The organism is Pantoea sp. GD03673, from assembly GCF_029844725.1.
Classification (GTDB): Bacteria; Pseudomonadota; Gammaproteobacteria; order Enterobacterales; family Enterobacteriaceae; genus Pantoea.
In genome coordinates, this window is sequence record NZ_JAOCKJ010000012.1 from 58,106 (window position 1) to 78,558 (window position 20,453).

The 20,453-nt window shown below is 51.9% G+C and carries 28 protein-coding genes; 10 read left to right on the forward strand and 18 right to left on the reverse strand.

The genetic code is table 11. The features are described from left to right. The first annotated feature begins 2 nt into the window (after nucleotides 1-2). Nucleotides 3-1,265 carry a translesion error-prone DNA polymerase V subunit UmuC gene (gene umuC / locus N5J69_RS19725; RefSeq protein ID WP_279772316.1) on the forward strand — a complete coding sequence of 421 codons (1,263 nt, stop codon included), beginning with the start codon at nucleotides 3-5 and terminating at the stop codon, nucleotides 1,263-1,265. 472 nt (nucleotides 1,266-1,737) lie between these two features. On the opposite strand, the gene N5J69_RS19730 is transcribed toward umuC (N5J69_RS19725), so the two are convergent. The 15 genes from N5J69_RS19730 to umuD all read right to left on the reverse strand — a co-directional run bounded on the left by N5J69_RS19730 (nucleotide 1,738) and on the right by umuD (nucleotide 11,563). After that, a complete protein-coding gene (locus N5J69_RS19730) occupies nucleotides 1,738-2,097 on the reverse strand; it encodes a hypothetical protein (RefSeq protein WP_279772317.1) in 360 nt (119 codons plus the stop codon). Nucleotides 2,098-2,244: 147 nt separating this feature from the next. Beyond that, nucleotides 2,245-2,682: a hypothetical protein gene (locus N5J69_RS19735; protein WP_279772318.1), complete on the reverse strand. Its 438-nt coding sequence runs from the start codon at nucleotides 2,680-2,682 to the stop codon at nucleotides 2,245-2,247. A gap of 138 nt (nucleotides 2,683-2,820) precedes the next feature. Next, nucleotides 2,821-3,897, reverse strand: a complete 1,077-nt coding sequence (locus tag N5J69_RS19740) for an acyltransferase (RefSeq protein ID WP_279772320.1) — start codon at nucleotides 3,895-3,897, stop codon at nucleotides 2,821-2,823. Nucleotides 3,898-4,038: 141 nt separating this feature from the next. Then, entirely contained in the window at nucleotides 4,039-4,785 is a 747-nt protein-coding gene (locus N5J69_RS19745) for a DUF2971 domain-containing protein (RefSeq protein WP_279772321.1), read from the reverse strand. A gap of 56 nt (nucleotides 4,786-4,841) precedes the next feature. Beyond that, on the reverse strand, nucleotides 4,842-5,342 hold the full coding sequence (locus N5J69_RS19750) for a hypothetical protein (RefSeq protein ID WP_279772322.1): 501 nt from the start codon (nucleotides 5,340-5,342) through the stop codon (nucleotides 4,842-4,844). Continuing rightward, complete coding sequence (locus tag N5J69_RS19755; RefSeq protein WP_279772324.1) at nucleotides 5,320-6,150, reverse strand: restriction endonuclease; 831 nt, start codon at nucleotides 6,148-6,150, stop codon at nucleotides 5,320-5,322. The genes N5J69_RS19750 and N5J69_RS19755 overlap by 23 nt, the downstream gene beginning before the upstream one ends. A 234-nt stretch (nucleotides 6,151-6,384) precedes the next feature. Next, on the reverse strand, nucleotides 6,385-6,693 hold the full coding sequence (locus N5J69_RS19760; protein WP_279772326.1) for a hypothetical protein: 309 nt from the start codon (nucleotides 6,691-6,693) through the stop codon (nucleotides 6,385-6,387). Next, entirely contained in the window at nucleotides 6,686-6,910 is a 225-nt protein-coding gene (locus N5J69_RS19765) for a hypothetical protein (protein WP_279772327.1), read from the reverse strand. Before N5J69_RS19765 ends, N5J69_RS19760 begins: the two co-directional genes overlap by 8 nt. 2 nt (nucleotides 6,911-6,912) lie before the next feature. Next, nucleotides 6,913-7,593: a hypothetical protein gene (locus N5J69_RS19770; RefSeq protein WP_279772329.1), complete on the reverse strand. Its 681-nt coding sequence runs from the start codon at nucleotides 7,591-7,593 to the stop codon at nucleotides 6,913-6,915. A 130-nt stretch (nucleotides 7,594-7,723) separates the two neighbouring features. Continuing rightward, nucleotides 7,724-8,077 carry a hypothetical protein gene (locus tag N5J69_RS19775; RefSeq protein ID WP_279772330.1) on the reverse strand — a complete coding sequence of 118 codons (354 nt, stop codon included), beginning with the start codon at nucleotides 8,075-8,077 and terminating at the stop codon, nucleotides 7,724-7,726. Then, complete coding sequence (locus N5J69_RS19780; RefSeq protein WP_279772331.1) at nucleotides 8,074-8,553, reverse strand: class I SAM-dependent methyltransferase; 480 nt, start codon at nucleotides 8,551-8,553, stop codon at nucleotides 8,074-8,076. The genes N5J69_RS19775 and N5J69_RS19780 overlap by 4 nt, the downstream gene beginning before the upstream one ends. Continuing rightward, entirely contained in the window at nucleotides 8,546-9,190 is a 645-nt protein-coding gene (locus N5J69_RS19785) for a hypothetical protein (RefSeq protein WP_279772332.1), read from the reverse strand. The genes N5J69_RS19780 and N5J69_RS19785 overlap by 8 nt, the downstream gene beginning before the upstream one ends. Further along, nucleotides 9,190-9,366 (reverse strand): hypothetical protein, encoded by a 177-nt coding sequence (locus tag N5J69_RS19790; protein WP_279772333.1) that lies wholly within the window; start codon nucleotides 9,364-9,366, stop codon nucleotides 9,190-9,192. Before N5J69_RS19790 ends, N5J69_RS19785 begins: the two co-directional genes overlap by 1 nt. A 507-nt stretch (nucleotides 9,367-9,873) precedes the next feature. Further along, complete coding sequence (umuC, locus tag N5J69_RS19795) at nucleotides 9,874-11,139, reverse strand: translesion error-prone DNA polymerase V subunit UmuC (RefSeq protein WP_279772334.1); 1,266 nt, start codon at nucleotides 11,137-11,139, stop codon at nucleotides 9,874-9,876. After that, a complete protein-coding gene (gene umuD / locus N5J69_RS19800; RefSeq protein ID WP_279772335.1) occupies nucleotides 11,123-11,563 on the reverse strand; it encodes a translesion error-prone DNA polymerase V autoproteolytic subunit in 441 nt (146 codons plus the stop codon). Before umuD ends, umuC (N5J69_RS19795) begins: the two co-directional genes overlap by 17 nt. 118 nt (nucleotides 11,564-11,681) lie before the next feature. Here umuD and N5J69_RS19805 point away from each other — a divergent pair, with 118 nt between their 5' ends. Further along, nucleotides 11,682-11,897: a hypothetical protein gene (locus N5J69_RS19805; protein WP_279772336.1), complete on the forward strand. Its 216-nt coding sequence runs from the start codon at nucleotides 11,682-11,684 to the stop codon at nucleotides 11,895-11,897. A 333-nt stretch (nucleotides 11,898-12,230) separates the two neighbouring features. Here the strand turns inward: N5J69_RS19805 and N5J69_RS19810 are convergent, their stop codons facing one another. The 3 genes from N5J69_RS19810 to N5J69_RS19820 all read right to left on the reverse strand — a co-directional run bounded on the left by N5J69_RS19810 (nucleotide 12,231) and on the right by N5J69_RS19820 (nucleotide 14,082). Continuing rightward, the gene (locus N5J69_RS19810; protein WP_279772337.1) at nucleotides 12,231-13,115 is read right to left on the reverse strand and encodes a RepB family plasmid replication initiator protein; all 885 of its coding nucleotides are present in this window, start codon (nucleotides 13,113-13,115) and stop codon (nucleotides 12,231-12,233) included. Between the two features lie 298 nt (nucleotides 13,116-13,413). After that, nucleotides 13,414-13,863 (reverse strand): type II toxin-antitoxin system HicB family antitoxin, encoded by a 450-nt coding sequence (locus tag N5J69_RS19815; RefSeq protein ID WP_279772338.1) that lies wholly within the window; start codon nucleotides 13,861-13,863, stop codon nucleotides 13,414-13,416. A gap of 36 nt (nucleotides 13,864-13,899) precedes the next feature. Continuing rightward, nucleotides 13,900-14,082, reverse strand: a complete 183-nt coding sequence (locus N5J69_RS19820; RefSeq protein WP_008927052.1) for a type II toxin-antitoxin system HicA family toxin — start codon at nucleotides 14,080-14,082, stop codon at nucleotides 13,900-13,902. Nucleotides 14,083-14,346: 264 nt separating this feature from the next. Here N5J69_RS19820 and N5J69_RS19825 point away from each other — a divergent pair, with 264 nt between their 5' ends. From N5J69_RS19825 to N5J69_RS19860, 8 genes are all read left to right on the forward strand, one after another. Then, complete coding sequence (locus N5J69_RS19825) at nucleotides 14,347-14,919, forward strand: Ref family recombination enhancement nuclease (protein ID WP_279772363.1); 573 nt, start codon at nucleotides 14,347-14,349, stop codon at nucleotides 14,917-14,919. A 91-nt stretch (nucleotides 14,920-15,010) separates the two neighbouring features. Continuing rightward, nucleotides 15,011-15,388: a hypothetical protein gene (locus tag N5J69_RS19830; protein ID WP_279772340.1), complete on the forward strand. Its 378-nt coding sequence runs from the start codon at nucleotides 15,011-15,013 to the stop codon at nucleotides 15,386-15,388. Between the two features lie 315 nt (nucleotides 15,389-15,703). Further along, a complete protein-coding gene (locus N5J69_RS19835) occupies nucleotides 15,704-16,357 on the forward strand; it encodes a maturation control protein (RefSeq protein WP_279772341.1) in 654 nt (217 codons plus the stop codon). After that, on the forward strand, nucleotides 16,354-16,686 hold the full coding sequence (locus N5J69_RS19840) for a hypothetical protein (protein ID WP_008927056.1): 333 nt from the start codon (nucleotides 16,354-16,356) through the stop codon (nucleotides 16,684-16,686). The genes N5J69_RS19835 and N5J69_RS19840 overlap by 4 nt, the downstream gene beginning before the upstream one ends. Beyond that, nucleotides 16,679-17,896, forward strand: coding sequence for a phage tail protein (locus tag N5J69_RS19845; RefSeq protein ID WP_279772343.1), 1,218 nt, complete (start codon nucleotides 16,679-16,681; stop codon nucleotides 17,894-17,896). Before N5J69_RS19840 ends, N5J69_RS19845 begins: the two co-directional genes overlap by 8 nt. Beyond that, nucleotides 17,896-18,681, forward strand: a complete 786-nt coding sequence (locus tag N5J69_RS19850; RefSeq protein WP_279772344.1) for a phage tail protein — start codon at nucleotides 17,896-17,898, stop codon at nucleotides 18,679-18,681. The genes N5J69_RS19845 and N5J69_RS19850 overlap by 1 nt, the downstream gene beginning before the upstream one ends. Further along, on the forward strand, nucleotides 18,678-19,448 hold the full coding sequence (locus tag N5J69_RS19855) for a baseplate (RefSeq protein WP_279772345.1): 771 nt from the start codon (nucleotides 18,678-18,680) through the stop codon (nucleotides 19,446-19,448). The genes N5J69_RS19850 and N5J69_RS19855 overlap by 4 nt, the downstream gene beginning before the upstream one ends. Beyond that, a complete protein-coding gene (locus tag N5J69_RS19860) occupies nucleotides 19,448-20,437 on the forward strand; it encodes a hypothetical protein (protein WP_008927060.1) in 990 nt (329 codons plus the stop codon). Before N5J69_RS19855 ends, N5J69_RS19860 begins: the two co-directional genes overlap by 1 nt. Nucleotides 20,438-20,453: the final 16 nt, after the last annotated feature.

The following is a 20,453-nucleotide window of genomic DNA, read 5'->3' on the forward strand; positions in this document are numbered from 1 at the left end:
GCATGTTTGCGCTGGCCGATGCCAATAACTTCTATGCCTCCTGTGAAACCGTATTCAGGCCCGATCTGCGCGGTAAACCGATTGTCGTCGTTTCGAACAATGACGGCTGCGTGATCGCCCGTTCGGCGGAGGCAAAGCGCCTGGGAATCAAAATGGCGGCGCCGCTGTTTCTGAATGAGCGTTTTTTCAGGCAGAACGGAGTGCATGTGTTTAGTTCCAATTATGAGCTGTACGGCGATATGTCGGCCCGGATGATGGCCATACTGGGCGAGATGGCTGCCGGACAGGAGGTTTACTCTATCGACGAGTCATTTCTGGACGTCACCGGCATCAGCAATGTGATCCCGCTTGAGACGTTCGGACACCAGATGCGTGAGCGTATCCGGAAGGAAACAGGGCTGATAATTGGCGTAGGGTTTGGTCCAACGAAGACGCTGGCCAAGCTGGCTAACCATGCTGCGAAAAAATGGACGCAGACAAAGGGCGTGGTCGATTTATCCAGCCGGACCCGGCAGCGAAAGCTGCTTCACCTGACCGACGTCGGCGATATCTGGGGTATCGGCCCGCGCATTACCAAGCGCATGCACCAGCTGGGGATCACCACGGCTCTGCAGCTGGCGGACAGCAATATCAGCATGATCCGGAAAAACTTTGACGTCATCGTTGAGCGTACCACCCGCGAGCTCAATGGCGAGTCCTGCATCGCACTGGAAGACGCGCCGCCGCCGAAGCAGAACATCCTTAACTCACGCTCATTCGGTGAGAAGATCACGGAGCTGGAGGACATGAAGCAGGCCGTCACACTTTACGCCACCCGTGCCGGAGAAAAGCTGCGAGAACAGAACTCGCGTTGCAGGCATATCAGCGTGTCGATCGCTACCGCCAGGCACGCAAACGAGCCTCAGTATTCGAATACCGCCTCATGCGTCTGCGACTACCCCACCAGCGACACGCGAGACATTATTGAGTCTGCGCTACGCGGGCTGAGCACTATCTGGCGCAACGGCTACCGGTATGCAAAAGCAGGCGTCATGCTGGGGGATTTTTATCAGTCTGGCGTGACGCAGTTTGACATGTTCAGTGAGCAGCAGCCGCGTGCAAATGCAGATGCTCTGATGGCCGCGCTGGACGCTATCAATCGCTCTGGAAGGGGGAAGGTATTCTTCGCGGGACAGGGGGAGCAAGACAGCGCGTGGCAGATGAAGAGGGAAATGCTTTCGCCTCGTTACACAACACGTTTAAAAGACATTCCCAAAATAAAGTAATGTTAAATCCGTTTTCTTTAACGCTAATCAATTCATCGCAGAGGCTTTACATCTCCAAAATCACAATCATTCGGTTGACTATGAACTTGTTTCAGCACGCTATTTAGCTAAAAAGGTTTCAATACATAAAGTCAGGCCTGAATGATTCCAAGCCTGACAAGAGATAATAAGTAAAATCATTTAGGTGCAAGATTCCATTCACATGGGATTTTAGGCGGTGAAGAAGCGCAAATATTACAGCTATCGGTTGGTCCATCTCCCGCGTTACAAATACCCATCACGTATTTAGATGTAGTAGCAACAATAACCTTATCTGAACCGTGTAAGATATGTTCTCTAGGCCTACATTCCCATTTAGCAAGGCACCGGGTATGGATTTGAGAAAACTTGTCACCTTTAACCCAGATACCCGGCTCAGAAAAAGCCAGGCTAGGCATGAGCACCAATAAAGCAAATATGGCACCGGTTGGCATTAGTCTCCGCCCCTATCATCAGGTTCATCATAATCCACTTTGTCATCCCTATCGCCGTAGTCAGTCGGGGGATCATCATCTTTAATTTCAGCCATTCCATCATCATCAGGATCTGGCACTACCGTTATATCTGAATTATCGTAGTCGCCATCTTTATAATCTAAATGAACGCCATCATCGTCCTGATAAGTGTCAACAGGTTGATCATCCCCTGGTGCTTCAACTCTTCCAGTATCACCTGCAGAAACATATATATCTGGATGATCAGGCCGATCATCATCACCATCTGGTACATCCGATACTATTGGGTCAACTTTATTGATTAGAGGCATGAGAGCAACAAATAGAAACTGGCACATAAAATCACCTGTCACTAGTTCTAAAGGTTTTGACTGCTTAGGCTAAGCATCTATGAAAGTATGGATGTGATTAGCCAGCAATCAATACCTCATAGTTACTATTTTTAACGTAACAGTTACACTCCTTCCAACTATAGTGAACAGCACTCATTGCCCTGACGCGCTTAACTTATGCCCGATTCTGCTTAACTTTTCACGCAGCGCGTCGCGCTCCTTCTCCGCGTCCACCAGCCGCTGTGAGAGCATCATCAGACCATTGTGGTGTGAGTACGCCGCTAGCTGGGCTTCTGCTTCCTCCAGCTGCGCCTGCTGCGCGCTCCACTGCTGCGCGTGCTTTCGCGTCACCGCCTCTATAAACATTTCCGCTGCAGCGTCGGGATCGCCTTCAAACGTCACCCTGCCCTTATTCACTGTAAGCTGCGCCCGCGTGCCGTCTGTTGCGCAGAAAGTTACCACCAGCGGCGCCGGGGCGATCGGCAGAGAAAATGCTGCGCCGGCGATTAACGTTAATTCGCCGGCGTTGAATGTGTCGGGCAATGCGGCCGCATCGTTGGCAGTGCTGTTTAAGTCGGTTGGTGTGGTCATGCTGGTGGCCTCTGAGTCAGTGTGACGGCCAGAATAAGCGGTTTGTGATATTGGTAAGTTTTGCATAGCGCGGTGTGCCGGATAAGAGGTCGTAAGGCATTAAAAAGCCCGCGTGATGCGGGCTGTTAATATTGCGGGCTATGCGTCGTTGCCTGCGGTACGGAGCGCTTTCTCTCTGCGTCGGCGCGCAATCTTCTGTCCGATTGGCTCAATATAGCGGTAGCTGAGCCAGCCCAGCAGCAGCGCCAGCAGGACGTTACACACGAAGAACGTCATGCCCTGGTCCGTGAATGCTTTGGCTAACCGCGCTTTGGTCACGATATGGATCAGATACACAGAGAAAGAAATATCTCCCAGGAATACCAGCCAGCGCGGCGTGATGCGCCCTAACCAGCTGTCGTTGAACGCCACAGCGGCCAGCAGCAGTGCCAGTACGGTACCGGACGCCATCATGCCATGCCCTATATTCTGGTGGCTGATAATGTGCTGCACAAACAGGGCAATTGCAGCCAGCAGGAACGGCACCCGCATGGCAACCGGCAGGCGCGCCATGTGCGGATAAACCAGACCAATCAGCACGCCTGCAGCGAATTGCCAGATAATCGGGTTCGTCATCAGGTTCAGGTAGGCGTAACCCATATCATATCCGCTCACCTGCAGCGTCGGCTGGTGGCCTGCTGCCATCGGCACTGCCACCAGCACCGCGCCCAGCATTGCGGCCAGCGCCGCCCAGCGTGCGCGTACAAGCAAGCAAACAGCCATCATCAGGTAAAACAGAAACTCGTAATTGAGCGTCCAGCGAACGCCCATAAACCCGTTGTCGTCCACGTAAAACGGCGCGTGCTGCGGCAGGTAAACGGATAGCGTCGCCGCGCTAATCACCGCCTGCGTCTTTTCAGCATAGTGAAACGTCGCCATTCCACCGCTTAAGAAAAAGTTGATCAGCAGCAGAATGAAGTAGGCGGGCAGCAGGCGCAGCGCACGGCGTTTCAGAAAGTCGCTTGCTGCAGCGAATCCAGTACCCATGCGCGATACAGAGAGTGTAATAACAAAGCCACTGAGGATGAAAAACAGATCCACACCAACAACACCGGTTGAAAGCAGATTGGCTAATGCCGGGTACTGCTCCTGTATCTGGTAGCGGAAATGAAAGGTAACGACGGCGAGGCAGGCAAGCCCGCGCAGCGCCTGAATAGATTTGAGTTGTTGTGTCATAAGTCCGTTTGAAAATCGTCTGTATAGCGTAAAGAAGCGCGCATTCTAGGGATGTGATCCAGAGAGAGCAACCATTAAAACGGCGCGTTAAGCGCCTATCTAATAACGAGAAGTTAATTTATTCTTAGTGTGAAGTAACAGCTAAAAATATTGATCATTTGTCAACTCAACCTTTTCAAGTTGATATGAGGAAAAGGATTCTCTCATTTTGAAAACACGAATATTAGATCCAATAAGGTTTCTGGCATAACTTTCAACTTGATTGCCTACTTTACACCCAAGTATTATTTCTTTAATTATTTTTTTATCAAACCTTTTAATTCCACTATGTAAAAATATGAGACGGTACTCATGCTCATATTGCCATGTTTCACCTTTGTGCATGAATAAGGCCTTAGAAATATCAGTTCCATTTGAAGTATAAAAATTAACGCATGGCGGCTTTTTTTGGTAAATGACATTTCCATATAGTAAGCAATCTTTAGGAAAAAAATCGTCGGGTAGCTTGTCATCAAATCCAATGCAAAAACCTGTGTGAGAATGAGCGTAATGTGACCACATTAAAAAATTTGTTGGGTCATGCGTTAGACAAAGAACGCCATGTGATTGTAACGAGCCACGGCGAAGCATCCATGCATCATGTGATTCAGCTGTATCTCTTGAGCTCAACCACCTTTCGCAATCCTCCTCGGCTGATTTAGGCCATAACTCAAAAAATCGCTTTTTTTTCTCATCTTCCGCAGCATCAAAGGAAAAAATTACTTTAAACTCAGTTGGGTCGTTGAACTCAATAGCTGCGGTTGCCTTTAATGTCGCATCTTCAACAAACCAAGACAAATATTTTAAGGTTTCATTTCCATCTGCACTACCAACATATTTATAAAGCATTTAATATTCCTTTTTCCTGCTATTAAAGTTGCCAAGCGCTAATTCAGCTGCAGAAATCATTTAATAAACGTGTCGCCGCATTTACTGCAATACCACTGCCTATTGTAGTTCTCACGCGCCCTGCGGCGGTTATGCCGGTTGAGGTGCGCCACCAGCGCGGTTATCAGCAATGCGATGATTAGGCCAGCTACTGCCGAACCTGTGACTGTGGTTGCCGGTATATTAAGTATCAGCCAGGCAGACAGGAGGAAGGAGCCGACAAACGTAAGCACCTCCATCTTTCCGCCAGCTGGTGCATTACGCGAAGCAGCAACTGACTGACGTGTTGATTTGCCCTGCCGCCTGCTGCCACCCGATCCACGATTTGATATCCATCCTGTGAAGCTCACGCTGCGCGTTTTTGAGGTTCCCTGCTCGTATACCGCTCTGCTGCTCTTAACGCTCCCTGATCCGCAGTGCGGGCATTTAATCCTGATTTCCATTTTCTGCCGTTCTGAATAGCTAAAATTGATAACCGGCCACCAGCCGGATAAATTAATAATGGTAAACATTTCCATCTAACGGAGGCCCCAGCACAGTAACCTTATTCCTAGACTCCCTCGGCTCAAATATTGCCCCTCCAAATATTGCATCAAACTTGGCTTTCGTATCCGCCAGAAATTCCAAAATGATCTCCAGCAATTCCCTAAAGGTGTTACAGCGGCAATCAATACCTGGAGCTATCTGCGTGAGTACTTTCGCTTTAAATTCTTCAAAGTTATTTGGAATATCTTCCTGAGCTCTCATGGACGGACTGTATGATGAAGCATCCATCATAGCCAGGACCATCACTAACATGCCTCGTTCTCGGTCTAGTTGACTAAATTCCTCTTTAGCTTGAGGACTAAGCTTGGCGTATTCTTGGTCCCGCTTACCGTTCATCGGTTCTACGTATTGAAGAGGCTCATCCGCAGCATCGCCAATACGCGGACAAAAGTACCTTCTCCACCAAGCCTCAAAATATCTCTGCTGAAACTCCAGATAGGTCATCCCGATAATATTGGTATTTTTGGTGTATCGCTTTGCTCCCTGCTGAAGGCCACGCTTTGAAATAATAAACCCAATGTTAGCGCCGGTTTCATGCATTACTGTAGTGAACGAATGAACCACCGATTGAGGTATGGTATTGCCCCAATTTTTGCACTCCACGATATATGTAATTTTGTCTAAGCTACGAATATCAGTCGCAAGAACATCCACATTCACCGAACCTCGTGGGGTTTCTAAATCAATTTCTACCTCTGCATTCAAGCCGAGGTTTCGAAAAATACGTTGAACACCAAACTGAAGGTCTTGCCAGCTTGCTGGTAGCGGATCGTCGATCACTTTTTACATTCCTAAGCATTCATCCCAATCAGTTAAAAATACTGAAGAATATGAAAGACGTCCATTTAGAACTAATGGCTAAGGTGTGTATCAGCAGCAGAACATTAGTCCAGCTGCCATCCGGCAATTTGCGGACGTGAATGATGCCGCATTTCGTCGTGAGATAGTCGTGAACTTCACTATCCGGCCAGCCCTCAAAAGAGAGCCAGCCGTACTTACTTAATCTGTCGTCCATCAGCGCCCGCATACCGGACTTTTGCTGGTGGCCAGTGCGGGGTTTTTCGAAGGCTTGCGCATGACGTAGGTAGGAAACTCAACGCTTGCCGCCTTATCGTGAAACAGCGACATTGTGTGCGCCTCTGTGCCTCCACCAGCGGCGATCTCCACATTTCCAGCCGGTTGTCCGTAAATATCGCCAAACTGCTCTGCAAGCGCCTGAGCGACGCTGTAGCAGGCAGGGTTTAAATCGGTACTGCCATCAGGCTGTTGCTCCATTTCGAAGCCGTGCGCCAGAAACAGCGCCCTGATTTCCTGTTTAATCACTGGTTTTCGTATCCTGTAGCTTTGCTTTGTCTGCCGACTGGCAAACAGCGTCGAGGTGATGCTGTATCCATTCTGACAGTTTCATCCCTTCCCGCTGTGCCTGCGCGACATAGCGGTTTTTAACATCGGGATCTACGCGCATCTGAATCTGAGCCGTCGCGGGGGCGGCTCCTTTAACTGAATTTAAAGCCCGTGGGTCGCGTGCTTTATCGGTCATGATTAGCCTCGATTAGTTGCTCCTTTTGCCGGAGCATATTGCTCATAAATATCAGGGAAATACTCAATACAGAAACCCAGGCCGCAATCCAGTTCCTGTAGCGCCGTCAGCGCATCGAGCGGACTTCCGTCGTCTTCAAACAGTTTGAACTCATACGGCAGGGTAAACCGTGCTGCCGTGATGTTTACCATGAACGGCAAATCGTGTCGTTCGGCCTCTTCCCCCATGATCATTGTCCACTCAAACGCGAACTGATATTCGCCTTCTGTGTCTGTCATGGTGGCAGTGCCGGTAACGGTATCTTTAGTGTGTGCAGTTACCACGACCTGCTGAGGGTTCCACCAGTCCAGCTCAAACATATTGCTGAGCGTCATCCTGTGCGCCGGTGCAGCGCCGGGACGCCAGCCTGATTTGAGAATGAAGTCGATGTGATCGCGGTAGGCCAGGTTGATCTCTTCAAATGTGTGTTCATCGCCAATGTAGCCAAAGCAGAGGTGATTACGCAGCCAGACAACGGTCGCCAGGTCTGTGCAGCTGGTGGCCACCAGCTCGTAATTAGTTTTGATATCAGTGTAAGCGTCAGCCTCGTTAAAACCAGGCTGCTGACTCTGCTTAATTACGCCAGTCAGGGTGTAAGACATGTGCTGAAGTGCGGCGGTGGCCGTCATTGGAGAGATTGGCATGAAATAATTCCTTAGTGCCTGGAGCCGCCAGGGCGGTGACGCTAACTTAGCGCCATGAAGTGAAATATACAGAGCGTGGATTTGCTTGTCAATACAAGCAAATCAATTTGCTATCACTCTTGCGGTTTACTCAGCTTTCCGTTGCGATCATGTTTATTGCGGGGGCAAAGTCGGCAGGCGCTATATGCCCTTCAATGAATGCCAGGCGCATAGCGATGTTATGACGGCCGCGGGACAGCAAAAACGCTACGGCACCGGCGCAGTGCGCCTCTTTCCCGGACGGGGTGTAAACCCCGCCGTCTTCGCCCTCTTCCTCGCCAGTGTGGTGCGTCGTTTTGTGGCAGTAAAACGATGAGAAGTCGTCCCGCAGGAGGTGCGATTTGATGCCCTCAAGGCGTCCAGGATTCAGCTCGATGCCACCAGCTTTCAGGAACGGGCAGTTAACGCAGGGCGCTTTGAGCCGGAATAATTTGCGCAGGTTCATTGCTGCTCTCCGTCTTTGATGAAGGTAAACCAGTGCGTTAAACCACGCTTCCCGCTGATGTGGCCAAACAGGGGTTTCTGGTCAGTCAGCGCCAGAATGTCCCGCGCCCGGATCTGCGTTTCATTCCATTTAAAAATCAGCAGGCCGTTCGGGCGCAGCACGCGGAAAGCCTCAGTAAAACCGGCGCGCAGATCATTGCGCCAGGTCCCGCGATTGAGCACTCCATATTTGAGCCGTTGCCACCCCTTTTCGCCTGCCCGCTCCAGGTGCGGCGGGTCAAAGGCAATCACGTAAAAAGAGTTATCCGGGAATGGCAAGGATCGAAAGTCGGCAATCACGTCCGGGCTAATGACAAGCTCCCGGTCGGGCAGCTGGTGGGTCTCTTCCCGGATATCGGTATACAGCACGCGGGGATCGGCTTTATCGAACCACATCATGCGCGGGCCACAGCACATGTCTAATACGGCCTTATCCATGCGTACGCGCTCCCGCACACTGCCAGTCAGCGCAGCCTTCAAAGACATACGGATTGAGTTGCCAGTGAATGCGCCCACAGTCCGGGCAGTTGAGGCGCGTCTTTCCTGTGCCTGGTTTGCGGCGACGGGCGCGGCTGATGTGCGCCGGTACGCGTAAGCCAGCGCCCTGCACCATACGGCGATGATTGAGCATGCCGATAGGGAATGTGCGGCGCTTTACTGCGTCAGCCGTGGCGAACGGTAGCCAGACCAGATTATCCGTATCGCCTGGCTGTTCGAATATGGTCGCCTTTGTGAAGTCGGTCGTCGGCAGGCCGCTGTTTTGCAGCCAGTAAAGGTCGTTGCCGTCCCAGCGCCCTTTCTGAAAGGCAACATACCGGCTGCAGTCAGGGGTAATGATCGACTGACCTGGTACATGCTGGTGGTCAACGTGAATGACGGCCAGTGCATCTACGCTGTCAGCGCAAACAGGTTGATCGATACTTCGGCCTGTATTCCAGCGGCTCTGCGCTTCTGCCAGGGTATAAATGTGTGCTTTTTCGATATTGGTGTTGTAGCCGTGACCATCCTGGCACCAGAAAGAGGCATTACTGCCTACCGTATCTCTGGTACAGATCATGTAAAAGCGGTCAGTCATCAGGCATCACCACTTTCGCGGTTAAAGGCAATTACTACATGGTTTGCAGCCTCAACAACGGCAGCAAACTGCGCCTTATTGACGCTGGAACCGGGATGGAGTCTTGCTATTTCAGCGAGTAAAGCACTGATGAGTAACGGCTGGCTCAGATTGAGGGGTTTAGCAGTGCCGGTCATGTGTAATATTCCAGTGGTTAATTTCAACCATAAGTTTATTACATTCTAAAGATTATTTAAATTTAATGTTAACCTTCATTTTGATAGACAAAACTGAGACCCGCTGGCTTGAGCTGCAGCCAGCAGGGCATCAGATAAGCATAAATTTAAAACGGGATGTATCGGGGGGATCAGCTTAGGGTATTCGATTTAGCTATGTAGGCGTCAAACGCGCGCAACATCGCGGGCAATCCGCACAAGGTTGCGACAGTTGCCAGCGCCAGTAATGCAAAGAAAAGCGTCATTAAAACAAAAGCAAAGTTTGCTGTGTCAGTCATATCCGTACAACTCCAAGCCAGAAAAAGTTAACGCATTTCATTAATTTATGCGTTTTCGGTTTTTTCTGATTGTATGCACACTCTAAGAGGCGATCAAGAAGTGATCAGCGCTACTACTAAAAGTAGTGGCACTAATCACTTTGAAATTACACTTAAGTTAAATTACTGATAATGATGTACTTATATCAAATTATTTCATCTTTACGATGGGTAACTCTTCCCACCGCGTCAGATAGCGCGGAGATAACATTTCCCTCTTCATCTGGTAGGCCGGATTGACACCCTGACCGGCAATAAAAAGTGTGCCGCGCTGGTAGCTATTCAGCTTGTCCATCACGGCCATCAGCTTATCGCTGCCGGGGCGCGGCGGTGACTCGTCAAAAAGGTTCAGTTGCTGCTCTGAGCCGCAGAACTCCCCAAGCATCACTCCGGCCTTCGCATACTCATAGCCGTCCCGCCAGATAGCTCTGAGGCCGCGCACGGCTGCATCAATCAGATCGCGGGTATCCTGTGTGGCCGTCGTAAACGAATGGCTGGCGCCGCGTGAATAATACGGGCGGCGCGGATCGTGTTTGCTGGTCTGGATGAATACCGTGATATTCCGGCAGTACTGCTTTTCACGCCGCAGCTTTTCACCGGCGCTGGTGGCAAAGAAGCACACGGCGTTACTCACTTCATCCAGGCTGGTGAGGCGTTTGCCGAACGAACGGCTTACCACCAGCTGCTGCTTAGTCGGAGGGTTCTCTTCGAGCTCGAAGCAGCGTTCGCCGCGCAGCTCCCGCACGGTGCGCTCCAGCATTACATTGAAGTTTTTGCGGATCATGGTTGTGTCAGCGCGGGCAAGGTCGAGCATCGTCTTGATGTTCATCAGCTGCAGCCTGGCCCCTATCTTTCTGCCGACGCCCCACGTCTCGGAGACGTCGAGCAGTGATAGCAGCTTGTCGCGCCGATTCGGGTCGGTCAGCACCACCACGCCGCCTGTTTTAGGCCAGGTCTTTGCTGCGTGCGTGGCTACCTTGCAGAGCGTCTTTGTCTCGGCTATCCCTATTCCGCACTTCATCGTGGTGTGCTGGATAACGGTGCGCCGGATCTCTTCTCCGAATGTCTGGAAGTCCACCAGCTTTTCCATGCCGTCCAGAGAGCCAAACACTTCGTCGATCGAGTACGCTTCCAGGTTCGGGACATACTCGCCCACTATCGTATGGAAACGCTTGCTGAATGCGTCATACAGCGTGTAGTTGCTGCTGAAAACCACCACGCCGTAGCGCCGGATGGTATCGCGGATTTTAAACAGCGGATCGCCCCGCTTCAGGCCTACGTTTTTCGCCTCGCGGTTCAGCGCCGCAATACAGCCGTCATTGTTGGTCGCCACCACGACAGGACGCCCGTACAGGTCCGGCCTGAATGCCAGCTCGGCCGACACGTAGAAGGCGTTAACGTCACTGTGCAGGAACATTGTCAGTACGGTGGATGACGTATGTCACCACCCCCCATATTTCCAGACCATCAGGCTCGACAGGGATCGGCTTATAGCGCGGGTTCATAGCCAGCAGCATCGGCACCGGCCTCAGCTGCAGCTTTTTTACCGTAAACTCCCCGCCCACAGAGGCAATCACGATCTGGCCGTCTGCCGCCGCCTTCGATTTATCCACCACCAGCAGATCGCCGTCAAAAATACCGGCCCCGATCATCGACTCACCCTCGCAGCGCACAAAATAAGTGGCCGTTTTGGCCCTGACACAATACTCGTTCAGGTCCAGCGGAGTGTCTTCGTACCCGATGGCCGGAGACGGAAAACCCGCTGCTACCGTTTCAAGAAACTGCCGGAAAGCCTGTCTGGGCGCGGCTTCGTCAGGTATTGCTATTATCTCTAAGCGCATAATCACCCCTCCTTTTAACTGTATAAAAATACAGTATAAGATTAAGGATATGGAATTGACCAGTGGGCGATTTCATATAAGAATAAGTACATTCTAAAATTTTAAGAATTTACTCACTATGAATTTAGGCTTGAAGCAGATCGAACTGGATAAGATGCGCGGCATCTGGAAGGCAAAAGGGTTTGTAGAAGCAGGCAGAACCGAACCGCTGCGCATCAACCGCACCGACTGCTATATCACGTTTCAGCGAAAAAACTGGGTGTGCAAAGACCTAAATGGGAACACGATTGACAGCAGAGCAATGCTTTATGCTCTACTAAAAAATAATATTTGACCGACTAGAGGCCGCTGCGAAGCGGCTTTTTTTATGCTGGTGGTCCAGGTCACAGCGTGCGGTAAACGTTGGCCGGTTCATGGCAGGACCATATCCCGTTCAGCGGACATTAGTCTATTCATGGTAAGCGTTAGTCTATTCATGGTGTTTATTACCCTGAAGCGTTAAACGTTAGTCTATTCATGGTGTGCTGGGCGTTTTGTCCGCATGACGCCTAAAAATGCAGCTATTTTCTGACATTTGCCATGAATAGACTAATGCCGTGCATGAATCGCCTAACGTTATGCGTGAGTTACCGGTTTTCACCTAACGTTCGCCATGAATCACCTAACGTCATTCGGCTGGTAACAGCTCCGGTCGCCGCGAGTGGATCTGGAAGTACACTGCACCATCTTTCTTCACTTCTGAGTAAGCCAGATAGCCTATCTTCTCCAACTCCTTCATAGCGTTTCTTACCGCTAAATTTTGAGCACTAACGCTGGACGTCAGATTAAGTCGCTCCCGCAGTCGCTCCAGCGATATCTGTATGAATCCATTAGGCATACTCTCAATATATACATAGAGCGCCTGGGCTGATTCCTTGCGTGGTAGTGCCTGTATGGCTTTTAGCTGCAATAAGACTTTATGATCGAATGCGTACAGCTCCCATAGCCTGGAGTCGCCCTCAAGCGAGATAATGTCTTTCTCAATGTCGAACGTTGCGCTTTGAAGTAAGTGAGTGATAGTGGCTTTACTGCCATCTTTATTTTTGAAGGAAACAACTATGGATGCGATGCGATTAAGAGACGCAAAAAAACGATCGCGTGAGCGTTGATTGATATCGTCTACGGCAATCCCGGTAAGTTTGGCAAATTCAGTGAAAGGCAACTCTATCCTGTTGGAGTGATCGCCATACTTAGAGAACGCCCGGATAGCGCCTATCCAAGTCTTGAAATCCGTACTCATATCGAGGCGACTGCCACGAATAGTGATATTTGTGTAACCCTCTGCTTTTGCTATCTCAAGCTCGCGCAAGTCTTCTGAAGCATCAATAGTAGAGTTACCACGTCCTGTAGTGGGCTTATTTTTAGCCGATGGAACAAAGACTCCCAGGCGCATCAATGCTATTGGCTGGACAGTTCTATTAGCCGTTGGTGTCAGTGTATAAGTCTTCCCTTCTTCACCACCAACAAATGATAAGGCATCACTTATTGTTTTGATTTGATTACCATTTTCCATTGATATCGCCTGATTATAGTGATGTGAATATTTATGACCGCCGCCATGAATAGACTAACACCCTACCATGAATAAACTAACAATTACCATGAACAGACTAACATCTAACATGAATAGACTAACTTTTACCATGAATAGACTAATGTAAAACCTACTTTTTCCTATTTAATTCAGCAAGTTGAAAGTATGGTGATCTATTAGGATCTATTTATGATCTCTATATGATCGATTTATATGATCTATCCGGTGGATAAGTGGATAACTGATTGTGCAACGCAGTTATCCACATCCCCGAAAGTCATACGGGCTTATTTGGAGCAAACGCCTCAACCGTTCCCAGCCTTACTGCACGTCCGAGCTGGTGGATCGCATGCTCTACTGATTCCACCTTTGAGGGATGATGCACATCAAGCAGCCGGTCAACCTGCGGGCCTTTCAGGTTCATACTTCGCGCCAGGTCTGCTTTTCGTGTGCCGGTCTCGATCATCGAATTGTGCAAAACAGCCTTCATGGCCACCAGCACCGGCACGCCTACCAGATATTCGCCCTTCTGCGCTTTGCTGGCCTGCGGCACCATACGACGCTCGTCCATTTCGATAGAGATTGCCAGCACAACAGCTTCAGCCGCGTTTAGCAGCGCATCCTCTACCGTATCGCCTACTGAGTTCAGTAATGGCAGATCACGACATGAAACAACATAAGAGCCGGTTGGTTTGTCGTGCTCCAACTGTACCGGGTATACAAACATGGTTTTCTCCTGCAGCAGATACGAAAAAGGTGGGGCCTAAAGCCCCAAATCCTTAATTATTTTCTTCCGTAGAGGCTCTGGTATCTCCTTCGCCCCGTGGAAAGGAACAATGCTTATACGGCCATTGTACCTCGCTTTAAAGTGGCTGCTTCCACCAGGGGATTTCGTTAACTCTACCCCCATGCTGAGTAACCACCTGCGAAACTCGCTGTACTTCATTTCGCTCCTTGCTTTCTGTGGCTGTGCGCCACGGAAAGAATATTAACACACGAGTTAATAAATACAACACGTATGTTATATATATTTCGGGTATTCGATTTCTCCAGTGGTCAATTCCATATTGCTTTACAGCGCGGCAAAGGTGATCAACAATCTAAAAAATAATTTAGATTTGGTTAAATCATGGAAAAGGCAGATTTTCAGGCCGCACGGGATAAGCAGGCCAAAGCACAGCAGCGTCAGCGTGAAAAACACGCAGCAAAACTGGCAGACCCGGAGTATCGGCAGCAGCAGTATGCAAAGCAAAAGGCCACCAGCAGCAGGATGATTGCCAGGCAGATTGAAAAGCGTAATACCCCTGAATGGATCGCAGAGCAAAGAGCTAAAGCAGTTAAACGCGCTGTAAGCGTCTCTGAGCGCCTGAAAGAGAAAAAGGCTGCACCTGTGACACCGAAGCGGCAAACACGCACCAGCGCGTCAGGCAGAGGCCTTAAAGGGCGCACCCCGACCGCAGCCGAGCGCGTGGTTATGGATGCACTGGGAAAACTGCCCTGCATTGCCTGCCTACAGCATGGAAAAGAATCGCCGCTAATCAGCCTGCATCACATCGAGGGCCGGACGAAAACCGGCGCACACTTCCTGCAACTCCCCCTTTGTGATCCTCACCACCAGCACGCTGCACCGGCAACGATCCGCGCAGATTTCCCCTGGCTGGTGCCGGTACATGCGGACGGCATTGTTGGTGGCAAAGTAGAGTTTGTCCGATATAACGGCACCGAGAAGCAGTTAATGGTCAAAGCCTACAATCTGGCAGGAATAATTCACTTACTCCCCTGACAATCAAAACGAGAAAGGTGCTTTGAGAAGTGTGATATATAAGTCAAATACAACATGTGACTTCGGCGTTAACTGACTAAGGACTGCTTAAATGTTAACTGACAAACAAATTGAACAAGCAAAGAAAACCACACAGTACAGTCATGGTGATGGTATTGCTCATGAGCATAATGACTGCATTCGCATGGCCTATGAATGGCTTGATGCTCAGAAGAAGATAAAAAGGGTAACTTCCAAAACTTATGCGCTGAAACATGTGATTGAACAATGGTGTGGTCGATACATTTCCACATCTGATGTTGAAGTGGCTGCACACATGCATCCTGAGATTCATGGTCAATATCCACACTTTAATCTCAGCGCTCGCCTTACCCGGCCTTCAACGGAACGCCTCAAAGGCATTGGCGAAGCGTTCACGCAGGGATACCACCAGCAACGATCAGATGATTTCTACACCTACACTGAGTAACCAGCTGATAATTTGTTCAAGTTGCGCAGCGAAGCGGCGCATATAGCTCATAATCCCTATCACGGCCTTGCATCAGGCTTTGGCACAACATCGCTCTTTTCCGCAGCGATAAACGTCTGCAGCACGACAAAATTATTTTATTTTTCGCTTGACCCGTAACTACGCAAAGTACAAACCGCTTACAGTCGCCCCAAGCTGTTAGCGGTTCCCTGATGGAATTTTTGACAACTTACCTAATCTGCAACGCGCGGTTGGGAACGTTAAAAGCCAGAGAGGCCGCTATATGCGGCCTTTCGCCTTTTCAGGGGTACAGACGTGAAACAGAAAATTGCAGTAATCAGCCTTTCAACCAGTCAGCCAATGGCGATCACCGCCATTTACGAAGATCACACCCTCGTTATGTCAAAGCCACAGACGCTGCCAAAGGGCATGCGAAAGCAGCTGATCAAACTCGGCCCTTTCGGTGAGGCGCTGCGCAAACAGGGCTTTAAAGTGCTGGTGGATGAAGCCACCGGCAAAGTGGCAAACGAGGTAGGCGGCAACCATATCTCTCTCAGAACACGGGGAAGTGACGGGCGCGCTGCCGTGCTCACCGGCATTGAGCGTTACAACGAGCTCATGCTGCAGGACAATATTGCGCTGCCAGCAGAGAACAAGGGCGCATTTGAGATCCCCGATTCGATTGTTGAAGTGGAGTACAACGCCAGCGGTGAAGAGGTTTACCGAATCAACTGGCGCGAGATCCGCCCGGAGCAGGTACTGACCATCCTGTGCTGCTTCGCCGTGGGCTACAACAACGTGGCTTCAGCGGACTATATCAACGCCATGACCGCCGCGACCGCCGAGCAGGAGCCGTCCCTTATGGACTCGCTTAAACGCATCATCGGCTATGAGAAAATCAAAGCCGCCGAAGCCGTGCCGGAGTCACTGACCGGCAAGCGAATCAGCGATGAGGAGCGCATTCTGTGAGTTACAACCGCCTCGACGATCGCTCGATCAGTGACGTGGTGCTACGCAGCCTCTTTCACCAGGAGGTGATCAAGCGATCCGCGTCATTTCATGAAGACAACCGCGACTACACCATCCGTCTCGATGAGATATTCCGCGCTGACCTGGCGGCATACCGAGCTTATGAGGGTAACGACGATCTGCGCTGGGTATTCCGCCTGCTGTGCGGGATAGAGTCGGAAATGGAACCGCTGCCCGCAGGCCAGACGCTTTCCCTGCCGGACATGGCATGGCTGCGCGGGCGCATACGCGACTTTGCTGGCGGTAAGCCGGAGTTGATCAGTGGCTGATACTCCGTTTGCCCGCACCCGGTCCGGGCGCTACGACACGGCAGGGCTTTCCTCCAAAGAGTTCTCCCGCGTCTTTGACCAGATTGACAAAGACCGCCGCAAATCACGGCGCATTGCGCGGCGTACGCTTAACCCGCTGACCCTGAAGAACAAGGCGCTGGACGACATCATTGCCCTGGGCAAAAAGAAGTCCGGCACGTTCTTCACGAAAGAGGATCTGAAAGGGTTCGAAGCAAATCGCGCCGGCGCCCGCCAGCAGTTCAATTCATCGCAGGCCGGTATCACGTATGCGCAGCTGGTGGCCGGTAGTCAGCAGATCGATATTAAGCGCGCCAATAACCGGGTAGACGACGGATCCGGCATTAAGCGTGCCACGCCCACCACGCTTAAACACAACGTCCTGACCGTCAGCGTGGAGGCGTCCGCCGCCTCGATCGATAAGCATCACCGCGTGAAATTCCGCTTTGAAGAGTGGGATCAGCTGATGGAGGAAATCACCGATGCCAAAGACAGCGCAGCCAAAATTGCCAAGCGACTATGCGCTGGCCGCGTCTCTTTTGATTGCGATTGCGGCCGTCACCAGTACTGGTATCGCTACATCGCCACGGCAGGCAATTTCGCCCTTGCCCCGCCAAAAGAGTACGCCTACCCCAAAGAGAAAAACCCGAACCTGAAAGGTGTCGCCTGTAAGCACGTCATTCACGCTTTCACCCGTCTGCAATCCGCCTCATGGCAGGTGCGCATCGGCCAGGCACTGCATAAAAGCGCCGGTAACAACGCCTATGGCGACGATCCGCGCAAAACCACTGAGCACTTCACTGACGCCGACAAAGCGAAGTTCAACCGCAACCGCAGTTCGCAGACGAACGTCGCCGCCGTCAAGCGAGAGCATGAGAAGTATCAGAAGCGCATGGGCGCGCTGGCGAAGCGGCTGGACAACGACGACGGGCGGATCGACAAACTGCGCGGCCAGCTGACCCGTGCCAAAAAGCTGACCGCAGCGCAGCGCACCCGCGCCGCGAAGAAGCAGGCGGAGCTGGCGGACGAAAAAGCTAAAAATGCCCTTCTGCGTCAGCAGCTGGCGGACCAGGCGAAGATCCAGCGCCAGACGTTCATTGATGCCCTGGTGCTGAGCGGCACGCCCCGCGCCGAGGCCGAAAAAATGTTTATTGAATATGCAAAAAACCAGACAAGAGCAGGTAATCAGTAATGGGACGGTACGACGAATTTCTGGCCGACAATCCACCGACGATTAACGAGGCCACCAGCAGTGAAACTGAGCAACCCGCTACCGCCGTCGATACGCCGGATAGCAGCAACGCTGTTATCGATCTCGACGCCGCCACGCCGACCGCCGCCACGTCACCCGATGGTGATACCTCTGGCGGTACTGATGACGCTGACAGCGGCAGCAGTGAGGATCATGACCCGCTGAGCGCCCCGCTTCCGGATGCCCTTGCCGCACGCGAACAGAGCACGGCGCTGAAGCCACGCTACAAAGGGCATGCCCCATTTAACAACATGGTCCGCCGTGACTGGATTAAAGCGATTGAGAGCGACTACAGCGCTTTTCAGGCGCTGCTGTACCTGCCGGACATGCGCGACGTCGGGGAAGTGGACGATGAAACCGGCTTTGAACAGCCGTCGTTTACCGAGCTCAACAACAACCAGCGGAACCTGAGCTATGAAGACGCTGATCCGGTCATTGTCACGGTGCTGGATTGCCCGGACGAGCGCGAGAGTTTCCAGGTGCTCGATGCCGACGGCGAACAGGACGGATTAACCGACGACGTGCTGATCCTGCGCATCGCCGCCGAGGGCGTGCCGGTTGGCTCAATTCTTGAGTGGAATGAAGAGATGGCCAGCGGCACCCTGGCGCGCCGGTGGTGGTACGTTCACCGGATTTATGGCTTCGGCACGCAGAATGTCGGATCGCTTTACTACTGCATCCCTGCCCGCAATTTTGACACCACCAGCAATGGACGTATCGAATGAATCAGCTGCTTTCCCGTACCCGTGAATGGGTGACTACACGCACCGGCAAAGTGGAGAGTACCGGCTTCACCGCCGCTGATGCCGCCGTAGCGAAGGCGCTGAATGACGTGTTCAGCAGCGCCGTAATGACCGCCCCGCGCCAGCATGAGCAGCGCTATAGCGCCTTCCTGGCGCGGAAGCCGGAAGACCGTGTATTCGTCGGCAAGTTTGATGACGTCATGGATTTTCTGCGCGCCGTGCGCCAGGCGGGCGCCGGACGCCGCAGCGTGCAGGCGTCGGACATGCCGGATTTAAACCGCGACGCCCTGCCGCTGATCAACCTGTCTCGCGGGTTTGATATCACCTATGACAACAACGACCAGGAGATTGATCGCAACCTGGGTGCCATTACCGACGAGTCACAGGGAAAGATGCCGCTGGCCGAGATTGAGGCTACACAGGCCTCGCTCAATTACTCCATCACGCTGATTGCCAGTGACAAAGATACGCTGTCGCTGATGTGCAACACGCTGGCCGCTAACTTCCGCTCCCGGCTCACCACTAACTTCAAGGCGCAGGAAAAGCTGGTCAACTGGCCCGTTGAGATCAACTGCAGCATTCAGGACGCCAAAACCATCATGTTCAGCGATATGTCGCCGCCGTTCACCCAAGATCGGATTTACGCCTGCCAGGCGTCGCTGATTGTCATGGTGGATGTGCTGACCGCGCATGAAGTTGATGCCCGGAGCGTACGGTATGACACCCAGCTGGCACCAGGGGGCAACTGATGGCTGATCAGCAGAATAAGCCCATGCAGTACTTCCTGCAGTCGGTCCTGCTTAATGGCGTGGAAATGCCGCGCAGCTGGATAACGTCTGTGATTTACATCGAGAAGACGTCGCTGACTTCGCCGCTGCTGGTGCTGGAGACGCACGACCCAGCCGGAAAGCTGGTGGACGAAATGGGCGCCCGGTATGGCGCTGAGCTGGTGGCAGAGCTGGGCGACCCGACCGGGCAGCGCGGCGCGTATACAGAGACGTTTTTCGTGACGTCCGCGCCCGCCAGCGGTGACGTGGTGCGGATCATTGCCGTGTCAGCGGATCTCAAGCGTCTCAAAACCCCATCCGCCCGCGTGCGGCTGTATGCCGACCGTCAGCCAGGTGACGTCATGGCCGAGTTCGCGGGCAAAATGACGATTGAGGCTGACGCCTTCCGCAAAGCGATGACCTATCACCTCAATATGGGCGAGAAGCCGTCCGGCGTGCTGCGCCAGATAGCGGAAGATCACGGCGCGCTGGTGTGGTGCGCCCGCGGGAAATTCTGCATGAAGGACATGGCAAAGCTGATCGGCACAAAGGCGGCATTTGTCTATGAGGCCAACAATCCGCAGGCCGAATACACGATTAGCAAGCTGAGCAACATCAACCAGGATGCCGCCGCCACCAGCAGCCGGGACTATCAGTATGTCGGCTACTCCATGACAGAGGGCTACGTGGCCGTGGGCGATAAGACGAAGCCGGTCAAATACATTTCTGACGCCGATGTGGCAACGCTGACCAACATGGCACGGGTGATCGTCCCTAAGCTGGATATTGAGGTCAGCGGCAACGCAGACGTCACCGCTGGCATGATTATCGGCGTGCAGATCCATCGCTATGACGCGGAGAACCAGGTAGACGAAACGTTACCGAAAAACTTTATCGCCGTTGCGGTCATTCACCATGAGGATCGGATTGGCTACACCACCCGCATGATTTTAGGAGTACCCAATCAGTGAGTAAGCAGCGCGCCAT